The organism is Roseovarius azorensis (genome assembly GCF_900109455.1).
In the GTDB taxonomy this organism is placed as follows: domain Bacteria; phylum Pseudomonadota; class Alphaproteobacteria; order Rhodobacterales; family Rhodobacteraceae; genus Roseovarius; species Roseovarius azorensis.
In genome coordinates, this window is record NZ_FOAG01000001.1 from 274,871 (window position 1) to 288,569 (window position 13,699).

At 62.9% G+C, this 13,699-nt stretch carries 21 protein-coding genes; all 21 read left to right on the forward strand.

What is annotated here, in order from left to right; genetic code table 11:
- The first annotated feature begins 61 nt into the window (after nt 1-61).
- On the forward strand, nt 62-427 hold the full coding sequence (locus BSG08_RS01370; RefSeq protein ID WP_093030864.1) for an NADH-quinone oxidoreductase subunit A: 366 nt from the start codon (nt 62-64) through the stop codon (nt 425-427).
- Nucleotides 418-951 carry a NuoB/complex I 20 kDa subunit family protein gene (locus BSG08_RS01375; protein WP_093030867.1) on the forward strand — a complete coding sequence of 178 codons (534 nt, stop codon included), beginning with the start codon at nt 418-420 and terminating at the stop codon, nt 949-951. The genes BSG08_RS01370 and BSG08_RS01375 overlap by 10 nt, the downstream gene beginning before the upstream one ends.
- A complete protein-coding gene (locus BSG08_RS01380) occupies nt 948-1,550 on the forward strand; it encodes an NADH-quinone oxidoreductase subunit C (RefSeq protein ID WP_093030870.1) in 603 nt (200 codons plus the stop codon). The genes BSG08_RS01375 and BSG08_RS01380 overlap by 4 nt, the downstream gene beginning before the upstream one ends.
- Nucleotides 1,550-1,750: a hypothetical protein gene (locus BSG08_RS01385; protein WP_245770570.1), complete on the forward strand. Its 201-nt coding sequence runs from the start codon at nt 1,550-1,552 to the stop codon at nt 1,748-1,750. The genes BSG08_RS01380 and BSG08_RS01385 overlap by 1 nt, the downstream gene beginning before the upstream one ends.
- Nucleotides 1,750-2,142: a nuclear transport factor 2 family protein gene (locus tag BSG08_RS01390; RefSeq protein WP_093030873.1), complete on the forward strand. Its 393-nt coding sequence runs from the start codon at nt 1,750-1,752 to the stop codon at nt 2,140-2,142. The genes BSG08_RS01385 and BSG08_RS01390 overlap by 1 nt, the downstream gene beginning before the upstream one ends.
- A gap of 10 nt (nt 2,143-2,152) precedes the next feature.
- The gene (locus BSG08_RS01395) at nt 2,153-3,370 is read left to right on the forward strand and encodes an NADH-quinone oxidoreductase subunit D (protein WP_093031935.1); all 1,218 of its coding nucleotides are present in this window, start codon (nt 2,153-2,155) and stop codon (nt 3,368-3,370) included.
- Complete coding sequence (locus BSG08_RS01400) at nt 3,370-3,732, forward strand: hypothetical protein (protein ID WP_093030876.1); 363 nt, start codon at nt 3,370-3,372, stop codon at nt 3,730-3,732. Before BSG08_RS01395 ends, BSG08_RS01400 begins: the two co-directional genes overlap by 1 nt.
- 29 nt (nt 3,733-3,761) lie before the next feature.
- Nucleotides 3,762-4,037, forward strand: a complete 276-nt coding sequence (locus BSG08_RS01405; RefSeq protein ID WP_093031938.1) for a hypothetical protein — start codon at nt 3,762-3,764, stop codon at nt 4,035-4,037.
- Nucleotides 4,038-4,039: 2 nt separating this feature from the next.
- Nucleotides 4,040-5,188 carry an NADH-quinone oxidoreductase subunit E gene (locus tag BSG08_RS01410; protein ID WP_093030879.1) on the forward strand — a complete coding sequence of 383 codons (1,149 nt, stop codon included), beginning with the start codon at nt 4,040-4,042 and terminating at the stop codon, nt 5,186-5,188.
- A gap of 35 nt (nt 5,189-5,223) precedes the next feature.
- The gene (locus BSG08_RS01415; RefSeq protein ID WP_093030882.1) at nt 5,224-5,889 is read left to right on the forward strand and encodes an NADH:ubiquinone oxidoreductase; all 666 of its coding nucleotides are present in this window, start codon (nt 5,224-5,226) and stop codon (nt 5,887-5,889) included.
- Nucleotides 5,890-5,903: 14 nt separating this feature from the next.
- On the forward strand, nt 5,904-6,125 hold the full coding sequence (locus BSG08_RS01420) for a DUF5337 domain-containing protein (protein WP_093030885.1): 222 nt from the start codon (nt 5,904-5,906) through the stop codon (nt 6,123-6,125).
- 4 nt (nt 6,126-6,129) lie between these two features.
- Complete coding sequence (nuoF, locus tag BSG08_RS01425; protein WP_093030887.1) at nt 6,130-7,425, forward strand: NADH-quinone oxidoreductase subunit NuoF; 1,296 nt, start codon at nt 6,130-6,132, stop codon at nt 7,423-7,425.
- Nucleotides 7,425-7,778: a hypothetical protein gene (locus BSG08_RS01430; protein ID WP_093030890.1), complete on the forward strand. Its 354-nt coding sequence runs from the start codon at nt 7,425-7,427 to the stop codon at nt 7,776-7,778. Before nuoF ends, BSG08_RS01430 begins: the two co-directional genes overlap by 1 nt.
- Before the next feature lie 124 nt (nt 7,779-7,902).
- Complete coding sequence (locus BSG08_RS01435) at nt 7,903-8,307, forward strand: DUF5333 domain-containing protein (RefSeq protein WP_093030893.1); 405 nt, start codon at nt 7,903-7,905, stop codon at nt 8,305-8,307.
- 6 nt (nt 8,308-8,313) lie between these two features.
- On the forward strand, nt 8,314-10,302 hold the full coding sequence (gene nuoG, locus BSG08_RS01440; RefSeq protein ID WP_093030896.1) for an NADH-quinone oxidoreductase subunit NuoG: 1,989 nt from the start codon (nt 8,314-8,316) through the stop codon (nt 10,300-10,302).
- Between the two features lie 2 nt (nt 10,303-10,304).
- Complete coding sequence (locus BSG08_RS01445; RefSeq protein WP_093030899.1) at nt 10,305-10,685, forward strand: hypothetical protein; 381 nt, start codon at nt 10,305-10,307, stop codon at nt 10,683-10,685.
- A gap of 7 nt (nt 10,686-10,692) precedes the next feature.
- On the forward strand, nt 10,693-11,730 hold the full coding sequence (gene nuoH / locus BSG08_RS01450; RefSeq protein WP_093030903.1) for an NADH-quinone oxidoreductase subunit NuoH: 1,038 nt from the start codon (nt 10,693-10,695) through the stop codon (nt 11,728-11,730).
- 3 nt (nt 11,731-11,733) lie between these two features.
- Nucleotides 11,734-12,228: an NADH-quinone oxidoreductase subunit NuoI gene (gene nuoI, locus BSG08_RS01455; protein WP_093030906.1), complete on the forward strand. Its 495-nt coding sequence runs from the start codon at nt 11,734-11,736 to the stop codon at nt 12,226-12,228.
- On the forward strand, nt 12,225-12,638 hold the full coding sequence (locus BSG08_RS01460; RefSeq protein WP_093030909.1) for a carboxymuconolactone decarboxylase family protein: 414 nt from the start codon (nt 12,225-12,227) through the stop codon (nt 12,636-12,638). Before nuoI ends, BSG08_RS01460 begins: the two co-directional genes overlap by 4 nt.
- Nucleotides 12,635-13,243, forward strand: coding sequence for an NADH-quinone oxidoreductase subunit J (locus BSG08_RS01465; protein ID WP_093030912.1), 609 nt, complete (start codon nt 12,635-12,637; stop codon nt 13,241-13,243). Before BSG08_RS01460 ends, BSG08_RS01465 begins: the two co-directional genes overlap by 4 nt.
- 149 nt (nt 13,244-13,392) lie before the next feature.
- Complete coding sequence (gene nuoK, locus BSG08_RS01470) at nt 13,393-13,698, forward strand: NADH-quinone oxidoreductase subunit NuoK (RefSeq protein WP_093030915.1); 306 nt, start codon at nt 13,393-13,395, stop codon at nt 13,696-13,698.
- Nucleotide 13,699: the final 1 nt, after the last annotated feature.

Below are 13,699 nucleotides of genomic sequence, written 5' to 3' on the forward strand. Positions count from 1 at the left end.
CCCGGAATACGTTTGCAGCCATCTTGATGCGCGCCGGCCCGCGCATGAAAGGAGCCACCTCGTGGAAGAGATGCTGAGGGAATACCTTCCCATTCTCGTTTTGCTGGCCATTGCCATCGGGCTGGGTCTGGTCCTGATCCTTGCCGCGGTCGTGCTGGCGGTGCGCAACCCGGACCCGGAAAAGGTCAGCGCCTATGAATGCGGGTTCAACGCATTCGACGATGCGCGGATGAAATTCGACGTGCGGTTCTATCTGGTGTCGATCCTGTTCATCATCTTTGATCTTGAGATTGCCATGCTGTTTCCGTGGGCTGTCGCCTTTCAGGATCTGAGCATGGCGGCGTTCTGGTCGATGATGGTGTTCCTGGCCATTCTGACCGCCGGATTTGCCTATGAATGGCGCAAGGGAGCGATGGAATGGGAGTGATGACAGGCGCCAACACGGCCGGGCCTGATCGTGAGGTGGCGACGCAGGCGCTGAACCGGGATTTGCAGGACAAGGGATTCCTGCTGACCTCGACCGAGGATATCATCAACTGGGCGCGCACCGGCAGCCTGCACTGGATGACATTCGGCCTTGCGTGCTGTGCGGTCGAGATGATGCATACCGCGATGCCGCGGTATGACGTGGAGCGGTTCGGATTCGCCCCGCGCGCCAGCCCCCGGCAGTCGGATGTGATGATCGTAGCGGGCACGCTGACCAACAAGATGGCCCCCGCGCTGCGCAAGGTCTATGACCAGATGCCGGAGCCGCGTTACGTGATCTCGATGGGATCCTGCGCCAATGGTGGCGGCTATTATCATTACAGCTACAGCGTGGTGCGCGGCTGCGACCGGATCGTGCCGGTGGACATTTACGTGCCCGGCTGCCCGCCGACCGCCGAGGCGCTGGTCTACGGCATCCTGCAATTGCAGCGCAAGATTCGCCGGACGGGGACGATTGTGAGATGAGCAACGCACTCAAGGAACTGGGCGGCTATATCGAGGCCAAGCGCAGCGATTGCGTGCTGGGCTGGGAGATCGCGCATGGCGAGCTGAACGTCGATGTGGCGCTCAGCAACATTGCCGGGTTGGTCGAGTTTCTCAAGACCGACCAGACCTGCGCCTTTTCCACGCTGGTCGATATCACTGCCGTGGACTATCCCGAGCGGGCCAAGCGGTTCGACGTGGTCTATCATTTCCTCAGCATGTATCAGAATCACCGCATCCGTCTGCGCGTGGGAGTGCGTGAAGAGGATATGGTGCCCTCGATCACCGAGATCCATCCGGCCGCCAACTGGTTCGAGCGCGAGGTGTTCGACATGTTCGGCATCCTGTTCTCGGGCCACCCGGACCTGCGCCGCATCCTGACCGATTACGGGTTTCGCGGGTATCCGCTGCGCAAGGATTTCCCGACCACGGGCTACACCGAAGTGCGTTATGACGAGGTGCAGAAGCGCGTGGTCTACGAGCCTGTGAAGCTGGTGCAGGAGTACCGGCAGTTCGATTTCATGTCGCCTTGGGAGGGGGCCGAATACATCCTGCCGGGTGACGAGAAGGAAGCGAAATGATGGGGGGATATGGTATGGGCGGTGGTGGTCTGTTCCTGATGCTGATTCTGGCTGCGCTGGTGGTGATCCCGTTCTGGAGACTGCTGCCGAAATTCGGCATCCCGAGTTGGGTCAGTCTTGTCGCGATCATCCCGCTCGGGGCGCTTGTTCTGCTGTGGGTCATGGCGTTCCGCGACAAGCTTGACGGGGGGCGCGGCTGATGGACGGCATCGACCTGTCCGATCACGACACGATAAGTGCGCTCGCCGTGGCCTATTGCGAGGGCATCCACTATGCGCGCCCCGAAGTGTTCGAGCGGATGTGCCACGAACGCTTCGCGATGACCGGCCTCACCGGGTCGGGCGGGGCGGTATTCTGGGACAAGGTGGCCTATCTGGCGCGGGTTGCCGGGCGCGATCCCTTTCCCGGCGCGCCCTCTTACGAGATCCTGGAGATCGACGTGGCGGGCGGCGAGATGGCGCGCGTGCATCTGTGGGTGGACGTGCCGCCACGGCGCTTCGAGGACCATCTGGGCTTTGTCCGGGTGGATGGTGCGTGGAAACTGATCACCAAGGTGTTTCGCACCGCGGATGGCCCGGCTCTGGAAGGGTGAGGGACGTATGATGGACGGCACGAAATTCGACGACGCCCTGACCGGCGAGCAGAAGATCCGCAATTTCAACATCAACTTTGGCCCGCAGCACCCTGCGGCGCATGGGGTTCTGCGTCTGGTGCTGGAGCTGGACGGCGAGTTGGTCGAGCGCTGCGATCCGCATATCGGCCTGCTGCATCGTGGCACCGAGAAGCTGATGGAGAGCCGCACCTATTTGCAGAATCTGCCCTATTTCGACCGTCTGGATTATGTCGCGCCGATGAATCAGGAGCATGCCTGGTGTCTGGCGATCGAAAAGCTGACCGGGGTCGAGGTGCCGCGCCGCGCGAGCCTGATCCGGGTACTCTATTCCGAAATCGGGCGGGTTCTGAACCATCTGCTGAACGTGACCACGCAGGCGATGGACGTGGGCGCGCTGACGCCGCCGCTCTGGGGGTTCGAAGAGCGCGAAAAGCTGATGGTGTTCTACGAGCGGGCCTGTGGCGCGCGGCTGCATGCGGCCTATTTCCGGCCCGGCGGCGTGCATCAGGATCTGCCGCCCGAGTTGATCGACGATATCGAGACCTGGGCCAATGAATTTCCCAAAGTGCTGGACGATATCGACGGGCTGTTGACCGAGAACCGGATCTTCAAGCAGCGCAACGCCGATATCGGCGTGGTCAGTCAGCAGGAGGCGCTGGACTGGGGTTTCAGCGGGGTGATGGTGCGCGGTTCCGGCATGGCCTGGGATTTGCGCCGCGCGCAGCCCTATGAATGTTATGACGAGTTCGATTTCCTGATCCCGGTGGGCAAGAACGGCGATTGTTATGATCGCTATCTCTGCCGGATGGAGGAGATGCGGCAATCCGTGCGCATCATTCATCAGGCCATAGAGAAACTTCGCGCGCCCGATGGGCAGGGCGATATCCTGGCGCGCGGCAAGATCACGCCGCCAAGCCGGGGTGAGATGAAAACCTCGATGGAGGCGCTCATCCACCATTTCAAGCTATATACCGAGGGGTTCCGGGTGCCCGAGGGCGAGGTCTATGTCGCCGTCGAGGCCCCCAAGGGCGAGTTTGGCGTCTATCTGGTGGCCGATGGCACCAACCGGCCCTACCGCGCCAAGCTGCGCGCGCCGGGTTTTCTGCATTTGCAGGCGATGGATCACATCGCCCGTGGGCATCAGCTGGCGGATGTGGCGGCGATCATCGGCACGATGGATGTCGTGTTCGGGGAGATTGACCGCTGATGGCGCTGGGCGGTGTGGTCATAGCGCTGTCAGGCGCGGGGGCGCTGGTGACGGGGCTGCTTGCTACGCTCTTTCTGCGCGATCCCGTGAGCGGCATGGCCGCAACGGCGCACAGGGCAGAGCAATTGCCGCGGGTGATGGCCAACCGCTATGTGGCGATGCTGATCCTGGCGATCGGGGCGACGGTTCATGGCGAGCCAGAGGTGATTGCCGTGCTGTTCGCGACCTTTTCCTATATGGCGTTTCACGACGCCTGGATTTACAGGCAGGCCGGACAGCCGGTGGTCAAGCATATCGGTGCCGGAGTGGCGGCGCTGATCGTGGTCGTGGTGGCGATTCTGGCGATGGGGCAAGGTTTATGAGGTCTGCTGTGTGCAATTCTTTTCCGGTGATGCGGCGCCTTTCTGCCGCCGCCTGTCTGGCCCTGACGGCCGCCTGCGCGTTGCCGCCCGAGGGGGTCAGCCAGCAGGATCTGGCGCTCTATGATACGGCGGTGGCCAGCATCGGCTGTTCCATGGTCACCGAGTCCGATTATCTGGCCGCCGGGATCCAGACCGGGCTGACGCGGCAGCAGTTGCTGGATATCACCGCCTACAGATTGTCCTCCGGCGGGGCCGAACGGCTGCCGGGCGGGGGCGTGAAACTGACCACAGGAGCCTGTGCCTGAGAATGCTACGCCGTCTTCATCATGAACAACCCGAGAGCTTTGCCTTTACGCCCGCCAACCTCGCGTGGGCCGAGGGGCAGATCAGCAAGTATCCCGAGGGGCGGCAGGCCAGTGCGATCATCCCGCTGCTGTGGCGTGCGCAGGAGCAGGAGGGCTGGCTGAGCCGCGCGGCGATCGAGCATGTGGCCGATATGCTGGGCATGGATTACATCCGCGCGCTGGAGGTGGCGACATTCTATTTCATGTTCCAGTTGCAGCCGGTGGGCAGCGTGGCGCATTTCCAGATCTGCGGCACCACGACCTGCATGATCTGCGGGGCTGAGGATCTGATTGCGGTCTGTCGTGAAAAGATCGCCGCCAGCCCGTTCGAACTGTCGGCGGATGGCAAGTTTTCGTGGGAAGAGGTCGAATGTCTGGGGGCCTGCGCCAACGCGCCGATGGCGCAGATCGGCAAGGATTATTACGAGGATCTGACCGCCGAACGCTTTGCCGAGATCATCGACGAGCTGGCCGCGGGCAAGGTGCCGGTGCCGGGCCCGCAGAACGGGCGTTATGCCGCCGAGCCGAAATCCGGGCTGACCAGCCTCAAGGAATTCGAGAGCGGGCGGGCGCAGTATAACGCGAGCGCGCAGCGCGCGGTCGATACAGGCGATACGATCAGGCGGATCGACGGCACCGAAGTGCCGCTGCTCACGCCGTGGCGCGACAGGGGAGCCAATCACAAACCTTCGGCGTCATCGGTCAGGCTGAACGAGGCGCCGGTCGCGGTGGTGCCGAAGCCGGTGGCAGCCGAGGCGACGGCGAAACCGGCGGTCAAGCCTGCCGCCAAGCCTGTCAGGGCCTCTGCCGCAAAGGCCGGAGCGGGCAGGAAGCCGAAGGTGATGAAAGCCCCGCGCAAGTCGGGTGCGGACGATCTGAAGATGATCAAGGGGATCGGGCCGAAGCTGGAGAAGCTCTTGCATGACATGGGGGTCTTTCATTTCGACCAGATCGCCAAATGGACGGAGCAAGAGGTCAGCTGGGCCGATCAGAACCTTGAGGGATTCAAGGGGCGGGTCAGCCGTGACAACTGGGTCGAGCAGGCGCAACTGCTGGCCGAGGGCAAAGAGACGGAGTTCTCTGCGCGGGCCAGGAAAGGTGAGGTCAATTGAGCAAAGCGGCCTGAAAACCTGAGGGGGTAATTGCCATGTCTGATACGTCGAAACTGAGCACCTGCCAGATCGTGTGCTGGGGTCTTGCGGCCCTGACGGGGATTCTGGTGATCTGGTCGGCCTCCGGGACGGTGGGCTTTCTGGCCGCGCTTCTGCTGGGTGTGGCGTTCGCGATATTTTTCGGGCTGGTGATCACGCGGCTTGTCTGCACCGGCTACGCGCCGGGGGATCGGGGCATCGAGCCGGAGGATATCAAGGCGACGATGCGTGAGGTGACGGGCATTACCGGCTACAAGGCCCCGGATGACGAGGTGGCGCATGTGACGGCCGCCGAACCGGCGGCGACGGTGGCAACCGCCCCGGCAGAGCCCCCGGCAGCGCGGGAGGCTGTGGCGGTCAGTGCCGAAGCGGCGGGCATCCGCCCCGAGGGGCTGAGTGCGCCCAGGGATGGACAGGCGGATGATCTGAAACAGATCAAGGGTATCGGGCCAAAGCTGGAGCAGCTCTGTCACGGGTTGGGGTTCTATCACTTTGACCAGATCGCAGGCTGGGGACCGCAGGAGGTGGCATGGGTCGACGCCAATCTCAAGGGGTTCAAGGGTCGGGTGAGCCGGGACAACTGGGTCGAACAGGCCCGAACCCTCGCTGCGGGTGGAGAAACCGAATTCTCCAGGCGTGTCGAAGGGGGCGATGTGTATTGAAAGAATGATGAGTGATGCCGAACAGGGACCAGCAGATCGCACGAAAGGGCCGGTTCACCGCATTGGTGATCGCGGGCACGGCGGTATTCTGGATCGCGGCGACGCTGATTGGCGGGCAACTGGGGCTGGACAACCGGACGCGGGCGCTGTTCGACCTGATGGCATTGGCGGGGTTCGTCTGGGCCCTTGTCTTGATCTACCAAATCTGGCGTGCGCGCCGGAGCAACCAGAGGTAACGGGATGCTGAAGGACCAAGACCGTATCTTTACCAATATCTACGGGATGCATGACCGCAGCCTCAGCGGTGCCATGGCGCGCGGGCATTGGGACGGCACGGCCCGGATATTGCAGAACGGGCGCGACTGGATCGTCAACCAGATGAAGGCGAGCGGTCTGCGCGGGCGTGGCGGCGCGGGCTTTCCCACGGGCCTCAAATGGTCCTTCATGCCCAAGGAAAGCGACGGGCGGCCTGCCTATCTGGTGGTCAATGCCGACGAATCCGAGCCGGGCACCTGCAAGGATCGCGAGATCATGCGCCACGATCCGCATACGCTGATCGAGGGCTGTCTGATCGCCAGTTTCGCGATGAATGCACATGCCTGCTATATCTACATTCGCGGCGAATACATCCGCGAGAAAGAGGCGCTTCAGGCCGCGATCGACGAGGCCTACGAGGCGGGTCTGGTGGGGCGCAATGCGTGCAAATCGGGCTGGGATTTCGACATTTATCTCACCCATGGGGCCGGCGCCTATATCTGCGGCGAGGAAACCGCGCTGCTGGAGAGCCTTGAGGGCAAGAAGGGCATGCCGCGGATGAAACCGCCGTTCCCGGCGGGGGCGGGGCTGTATGGCTGCCCCACCACGGTCAACAATGTGGAATCCATCGCCGTGGTGCCGACGATCCTGCGGCGGGGGCCGGAGTGGTTCGCGGGCTTTGGCCGGGCGAACAATTCAGGCACCAAGCTGTTTGCGATTTCGGGGCATGTGAACAACCCTTGCGTGGTCGAAGAGGCGATGTCGATCACCTTCGAGGAGTTGATCGAGACCCATTGCGGCGGCATTCGCGGCGGCTGGGGCAATCTCAAGGCTGTCATTCCGGGCGGGTCGTCGGTGCCGTGCATCCGGGGCGAGCATATGCGCGAGGCGATCATGGATTTCGATTACCTGCGCGAGCAGCGCTCGGGTCTTGGCACGGCGGCGGTGATCGTGATGGATCAGTCCACCGACATCATCAAGGCGATCTGGCGGTTGTCGAAGTTCTACAAGCACGAAAGCTGTGGTCAGTGCACGCCCTGCCGCGAGGGAACCGGCTGGATGATGCGGGTGATGGACCGGCTGGTGCGTGGCGAGGCCGAGGTTGAGGAGATCGACATGCTGCTGGATGTGACCAAACAGGTCGAGGGGCATACGATCTGTGCCCTTGGCGATGCGGCGGCCTGGCCCATTCAGGGCCTGATCCGCAATTTCCGCGATGAGATCGAGGACCGGATCAAGGCCAAGCGCACCGGGCGCGTGAGCGCGGTGGCGGCGGAATGATGGGCCTGGACAGATCATGTCGCCGGGGCGGGCTGGTCCTGCTGATGCTGGCGGTGCTTGCGGGTTGCACCGAGCGCAAGGAACGCGTGCTCTTTGATGGCAATCATTACCCGCCCAAGAGTCGTGCCGAAAAGGACGACCGGCGCAATTTCACCGCCTCGGTGAGCCGCGCCAATCGCGGTATCGAGGGGGCGCAAAAGGCTGTGGTGCATGAGGCGACGCGCTATTGCCTGGAGAATTTCGGCACCTCCGAGATCGCGTGGGCCGTGTCGGCCCAAGGGGGTGAAGGACCGGTCTACACACGTTCCGGCGATCGGGTGTCAGTGGCGGGGCGTTGTGTCATATGGAAGTAAGGCGTTTCATATCAGGGGTTTGCGCCCTCTGCTATTGCATAGCAGGCGCGCGGAGACCCATCTGCGGTGCAGATGGGCGTGCCATGTTGGCGTTGCCCCGTTTCGATATGAAAGGACTGAAATCATGCGGATGATCCTCTCTCTGGCTATGGGCCTTGTTCTGAGCGCTACGGCAGCGAGTGCAACTGCCGGATCGCTGGCGCGCGAGGCCGATATCAATCAGGGGCTGTTCTACGTTTCGGTCGCCAACAAGATTCGCAAGGGTTGCGATGCGATCGCGCCGCGGACCTTTACCGCGATCCGTTATCTGGAGGCGCTCAAGGCCGAGGCGCGGGCGCGCGGATATTCCGAGGCGGAGATTGACGAATACATCAACGACAAGGATGAAAAGGCGCTCATGCGTGAGCGGCGCGATGCCTATATCCGCGCGAATGGGGCGGAGCCCGAAGGCGGGCCGGGTCTGTGTCGGCTCGGGAGTCGGGAAATTGCAGAGCAGAGCCAGATCGGCAAGCTGTTGAGAGCAAAGTGAGAAGAGATGTCGGACCTACGCAAGATCATCATTGACGACCGGGAGATCGAGGTAGCAGGGGCGATGACCCTCATTCAGGCCTGCGAGGTGGCGGGCGTCGAGATCCCGCGCTTTTGCTATCACGAGCGGTTGTCGATTGCCGGGAACTGCCGGATGTGTCTGGTCGAGGTCGTGGGCGGGCCGCCGAAACCGGCGGCAAGCTGTGCCATGCAGGTGCGCGATCTGCGTCCCGGCCCCGAGGGGCAGCCGCCGGTGGTCCGGACCAACAGCCCGATGGTCAAGAAGGCACGCGAAGGGGTGATGGAGTTTCTTCTCATCAACCATCCGCTGGATTGCCCGATCTGCGATCAGGGTGGTGAATGCGACCTGCAGGATCAGGCGATGGCCTATGGCGTGGATTTCAGCCGCTACCGCGAGCCCAAGCGCGCGAGCGAGGATCTGGATCTGGGTCCGCTGGTCGAAACGCATATGACCCGCTGCATTTCCTGCACGCGCTGCGTGCGCTTCACCACAGAGGTGGCGGGCGTCAAGGTGATGGGGCAGACCGGTCGTGGCGAGGATGCCGAGATCACTACCTATCTGGGCGAGATCATCGACTCTAACCTGCAGGGCAACATCATCGACCTCTGCCCGGTGGGGGCGCTGGTTAGCAAGCCCTATGCCTTTACCGCGCGGCCATGGGAACTGACCAAGACGGAAACCATCGACGTGATGGATGCGCTGGGCAGCAATATCCGCGTCGATTGCAAGGGGCGCGAGGTGATGCGCATTCTGCCGCGCAACCATGACGGCGTGAACGAGGAATGGATTTCCGACAAGACGCGCTTTGTCTGGGACGGGCTGCGGCGGCAGCGGCTGGACCGGCCCTATGTGCGCGAGAATGGCAAGCTGCGCCCCGCCACATGGCCCGAGGCATTGGCCACTGTCGCGCAGGCGATCAAGGGCGCGAAAAAGCTGGCCGGTCTGGTCGGCGATCTGGTGCCGGTCGAGGCGATCTATGCGCTGAAAGGGTTGATCGAGGGGCAGGGCGGTTCCGTCGAGTGCCGCACCGACAAGGCGCGTCTGCCTGCGGGCAATCGCAGCGCCTATGTGGGCAATGTGGCGGTCGAGGAACTGGACAGCGCGAAGAATATTGTTCTGATCGGCAGCGATCCGCGGGTCGAGGCGCCGGTGCTGAACGCGCGTATCCGCAAGGCCTGGATCAAGGGGGCGAATGTCACGGTCATCGGACCCAAGGTCGATCTGACCTATGACTATACCCATGCAGGCACCGACCGGGCCGCGCTCGCAGGGCTGAAAGTGCCCGAGGATACCATTGTCATTGTCGGGCAAGGTGCGTTGCGCGAGGCGGATGGCGTGGCGGTTCTGGCCGCTGCCATGGCGCTGTCGGGGCGTATGCTGGTGCTGCACACGGCGGCGGCGCGCGTCGGTGCGATGGATGTGGGTGCCGTGACCGAGGGTGGTCCGGAGGCCGCGATTGAGGGGGCCGACGTGATCTACAACCTTGGTGCCGACGAGGTGGAGATCGCGCCGGGGCCGTTCGTGATCTATCAGGGCAGCCACGGCGACCGGGGCGCGCATCGCGCCGATGTGGTTCTGCCGGGGGCGGCCTATACCGAGGAGCAGGGCCTGTTTGTCAACACCGAGGGCCGCCCGCAGCTTGCGTTGCGCGCGGGGTTCGCACCGGGCGAGGCCAAGGAAAACTGGGCGATCCTGCGGGCGCTGAGCGGGGAGTTGGGGGCGGTGCTGCCCTATGACAGCATCGCGCAGTTGCGGCAGGCGCTGGTCAGGGATGTGCCGCATCTGAAAAAGATCGACCGGGTGCCCGCGAATGACTGGCAGCCGCTGGCCAAGGCAAAACTGGGCAAGGCCGATTTTCGGCTGGCGATTGCGGATTTCTACCTGACCAATCCGATTGCGCGGGCAAGCACGCTGATGGCGGAACTGAGCGCCAATGCAAAGGCCCGGGCCACGCGCCCGATGGCGGCAGAGTGAGAATGGCGGCGGCTATCATACTGGCGCTGTCGGCCTGCGCGCAGGCGGGCCCGGCCCCGGATGCCGTCGCCTTTGCGCCCGAGTATCAGGGGATCGAGGCGCGGACGCTGGGCCGGGGGCTGGTGCAGGTCGAGGTCGGCATGCGGGGCGCGCGCGACGAGGCGGATGTCGAACGCTATGCGCAATGCGCGGTGGCGAAACAGGCGCTGGACGCAGGGTTCGGATTTGCCCGGCACCTGCGCACGCTGGTCAGCCGCGAGGCCGGGCTGTGGCGGGCGGATGCCGTATACATGATCTCGGCGGCCCTGCCGCCGGGGCAGAGAACAATCGACGCCGAAGTCGTCGCCGCGGATTGCGCGGAACATGGAATACCGATGGTGTGAGGACCTGATGGCTGAATTTTTCACAACCCCGCTCGGGACTCTGGTGATCATCATGGCGCAATGCCTTGCGGTGGTGGGCTTTGTCATGATCTCGCTGCTGTTCCTGGTCTATGGCGACCGCAAGGTCTGGGCGGCGGTGCAGATGCGCCGGGGGCCGAACGTGGTGGGCACCTGGGGCCTGTTGCAGACGGTGGCGGACGCGCTGAAATATGTCGTCAAGGAGGTCGTCGTGCCGGCCGGTGCCGACAAGGCGGTGTTCATGCTGGCGCCGATGACCAGTTTTGTGCTGGCGATCCTGGCGTGGGCGGTGATCCCGATGAACGAGGGCTGGGTGCTGTCGGATATCAACGTGGCGGTGCTGTTCGTCTTTGCCGTGTCGTCGCTGGAGGTCTACGGGATCATTATGGGCGGCTGGGCGTCGAACTCGAAATATCCGTTCCTCGGCTCGCTGCGTTCCGCCGCGCAGATGATTTCCTATGAGGTCAGTATCGGCCTTATCATCATCGGGGTGATCATTTCGACCGGCTCGCTCAATTTCAGCAGCATCGTGGCGGCGCAGGATACCGCCTATGGCTTTTTCGGGTGGTACTGGCTGCCGCATCTGCCGATGGTGTTCCTGTTCTTCATCAGCGCACTGGCCGAGACGAACCGCCCGCCCTTCGACCTGCCCGAGGCGGAATCGGAACTGGTGGCGGGCTATCAGGTGGAATATTCCTCGACGCCGTTCCTGCTGTTCATGGCCGGGGAATATATCGCGATCTTCCTTATGTGCGCGCTGATGAGCCTGTTGTTCTTTGGCGGCTGGCTGAGCCCGATTCCGGGTCTGCCCGACGGGGTGTTCTGGATGGTCGGCAAGATGGCGTTCTTTTTCTTCATCTTCGCGATGGTCAAGGCGATCACCCCGCGCTACCGCTACGATCAGCTCATGCGGATCGGCTGGAAGGTGTTTCTGCCGATGTCGCTGGGCTGGGTGGTGATCGTGGCGTTCCTTGCGAAATTCGAAGTGCTGGGCGGGTTCTGGGCCCGCTGGGCGATTGGAGGCTGAACCATGACCAAGATAGATTACGGGCGCGCGGCGGGGTATTTCCTGCTCAGCGATTTCATCAAGGGGTTCAGGCTGGGCTTGAAATACTTTTTCGCCCCCAAGGCGACGCTGAACTATCCGCATGAAAAGGGGCCGCTGTCGGTGCGGTTCCGGGGCGAGCACGCGCTGCGGCGCTATCCCAACGGCGAGGAACGCTGTATCGCCTGCAAGCTCTGTGAGGCGATCTGCCCGGCGCAGGCGATCACGATCGACGCCGAGCCGCGCGACGATGGCAGCAGGCGCACCACGCGCTATGACATCGACATGACGAAATGCATCTATTGCGGCTTTTGCCAGGAGGCGTGCCCGGTGGATGCCATTGTCGAGGGGCCTAATTTCGAGTTCGCCACCGAGACCCGCGAAGAGCTGTTCTATGACAAGGCGCGGCTGCTGGAGAATGGCGAACGCTGGGAGGCAGAGATTGCCCGTAACCTAGAGATGGATGCACCCTACAGATGAGCGATCCAACCAACCCCTTCGAGATGATGATGCGTCAGGCGCAGGAAATGGCCAAGGCGATGAACCCGGCGCTGGAATCCTTTTCGCCCAAGGGGTTCGAGGCGCTGTGGCCGACGATGCCCAAGGAGTTCATGGAAATGAGCTTTGGCAAGGGGATGAGCAAGGACGGGCTTGACGCCAAGACGCGGCTTCTCATCACGCTTGCGGGGCTGACGATGCTGGGCGCGCAGAGCGATACGCAGATCCGGCTGACCGTGCGACATGCGCTGGAGGCGGGGGCCACCAGGGACGAGATCGCCGAGACCATCGCGCAGATGTCGATGTTTGCCGGTATCCCGTCGATGACCCGCGCGATGGAATTTGCGCGCGAGGTGATGGACGAAAAGAGCGACGGAGGAAAAGACAAATGACGATTGCGGCGATGTCCTTTTATCTCTTTGCGGTCTCGCTGCTGGTCGGGGGGCTGTTTACCGTGATCAGCCGCAACCCGGTGCATTCGGTGCTCTGGCTGATCCTGTCGTTCATCAGCGCGGCGGGGCTGTTCGTGCTGCTGGGAGCCGAATTCGTGGCGATGTTGCTGATCATCGTCTATGTGGGCGCGGTCGCGGTTCTGTTCCTGTTCGTGGTGATGATGCTGGATGTGGATTTCGCGGAGCTGAAGGCGGAGATGGCGAGATACATGCCGCTTGCGCTGCTGATCGGGGTGATCCTGCTGATGCAGTTCGGCCTGGTCTTTGGCGCATGGGAGGCGGATGCGGGTGCGATGGCCGCGCGGGGCGCGGTCACCCCCGAGGGGGTCGAGAATACCGCGGCTCTGGGTCTGCTGCTCTATGACAAGTATTTCATCCTGTTCCAGCTGGCCGGTCTGATCCTGCTGGTGGCGATGATCGGGGCGATCGTGCTGACGTTGCGGCACCGGACGGACATCAAGCGGCAGGATGTGCTGGCGCAGATGTATCGCGATCCGGCCAAGGCGATGGAATTGCGGGATGTGAAGCCGGGTCAGGGGCTGTAACAGCCCCTGACCCGCCCCGGGCTTGAACCGGGGCCTCTTGAGGGCAAGGAGATCCCGGGTCAAGCCCGGGATGACACGGGACAAGAGGCGCCGAGGCGCGCCGTGAACGACAACAAGACGACAATCGGGCATGGCCCGGAGGGACAGACATGATCGGACTTGAACATTATCTAACGGTCGCGGCGGCCTTGTTCGTGATAGGTATTTTCGGCCTTTTCCTGAACCGCAAGAACGTGATCATCCTGCTGATGTCGATCGAGCTGATGCTGCTGGCGGTCAATATCAACCTTGTCGCCTTTTCGTCCTATCTGGGCGATCTGGTGGGGCAGGTGTTCACCCTCTTCGTGCTGACCGTCGCCGCTGCCGAGGCCGCCATCGGGCTTGCGATCCTCGTCTGTTTCTTCCGCAACCGCGGCACGATCGCCGTGGAAGACGTCAACGTGATGAAAGGCTGAA

Excerpts from the sequence above, each read along its gene's own strand:
- BSG08_RS01375 (WP_093030867.1), top strand. The coding sequence starts at position 418 with ATGGGAGTGATGACAGGCGCCAACACGGCCGGGCCTGATCGTGAGGTG.
- BSG08_RS01380 (WP_093030870.1), top strand. The coding sequence starts at position 948 with ATGAGCAACGCACTCAAGGAACTGGGCGGCTATATCGAGGCCAAGCGC.
- nuoI (WP_093030906.1), top strand. The coding sequence starts at position 11,734 with ATGACCAAGATAGATTACGGGCGCGCGGCGGGGTATTTCCTGCTCAGC.
- BSG08_RS01415 (WP_093030882.1), top strand. The coding sequence starts at position 5,224 with ATGTCTGATACGTCGAAACTGAGCACCTGCCAGATCGTGTGCTGGGGT.
- BSG08_RS01460 (WP_093030909.1), top strand. The coding sequence starts at position 12,225 with ATGAGCGATCCAACCAACCCCTTCGAGATGATGATGCGTCAGGCGCAG.
- BSG08_RS01395 (WP_093031935.1), top strand. The coding sequence starts at position 2,153 with ATGGACGGCACGAAATTCGACGACGCCCTGACCGGCGAGCAGAAGATC.
- BSG08_RS01465 (WP_093030912.1), top strand. The coding sequence starts at position 12,635 with ATGACGATTGCGGCGATGTCCTTTTATCTCTTTGCGGTCTCGCTGCTG.
- BSG08_RS01410 (WP_093030879.1), top strand. The coding sequence starts at position 4,040 with ATGCTACGCCGTCTTCATCATGAACAACCCGAGAGCTTTGCCTTTACG.
- BSG08_RS01405 (WP_093031938.1), top strand. The coding sequence starts at position 3,762 with ATGCGGCGCCTTTCTGCCGCCGCCTGTCTGGCCCTGACGGCCGCCTGC.
- BSG08_RS01400 (WP_093030876.1), top strand. The coding sequence starts at position 3,370 with ATGGCGCTGGGCGGTGTGGTCATAGCGCTGTCAGGCGCGGGGGCGCTG.
- nuoF (WP_093030887.1), top strand. The coding sequence starts at position 6,130 with ATGCTGAAGGACCAAGACCGTATCTTTACCAATATCTACGGGATGCAT.
- nuoG (WP_093030896.1), top strand. The coding sequence starts at position 8,314 with ATGTCGGACCTACGCAAGATCATCATTGACGACCGGGAGATCGAGGTA.
- nuoK (WP_093030915.1), top strand. The coding sequence starts at position 13,393 with ATGATCGGACTTGAACATTATCTAACGGTCGCGGCGGCCTTGTTCGTG.
- BSG08_RS01435 (WP_093030893.1), top strand. The coding sequence starts at position 7,903 with ATGCGGATGATCCTCTCTCTGGCTATGGGCCTTGTTCTGAGCGCTACG.
- nuoH (WP_093030903.1), top strand. The coding sequence starts at position 10,693 with ATGGCTGAATTTTTCACAACCCCGCTCGGGACTCTGGTGATCATCATG.
- BSG08_RS01445 (WP_093030899.1), top strand. The coding sequence starts at position 10,305 with ATGGCGGCGGCTATCATACTGGCGCTGTCGGCCTGCGCGCAGGCGGGC.
- BSG08_RS01430 (WP_093030890.1), top strand. The coding sequence starts at position 7,425 with ATGGGCCTGGACAGATCATGTCGCCGGGGCGGGCTGGTCCTGCTGATG.
- BSG08_RS01420 (WP_093030885.1), top strand. The coding sequence starts at position 5,904 with ATGCCGAACAGGGACCAGCAGATCGCACGAAAGGGCCGGTTCACCGCA.
- BSG08_RS01390 (WP_093030873.1), top strand. The coding sequence starts at position 1,750 with ATGGACGGCATCGACCTGTCCGATCACGACACGATAAGTGCGCTCGCC.
- BSG08_RS01385 (WP_245770570.1), top strand. The coding sequence starts at position 1,550 with ATGGGGGGATATGGTATGGGCGGTGGTGGTCTGTTCCTGATGCTGATT.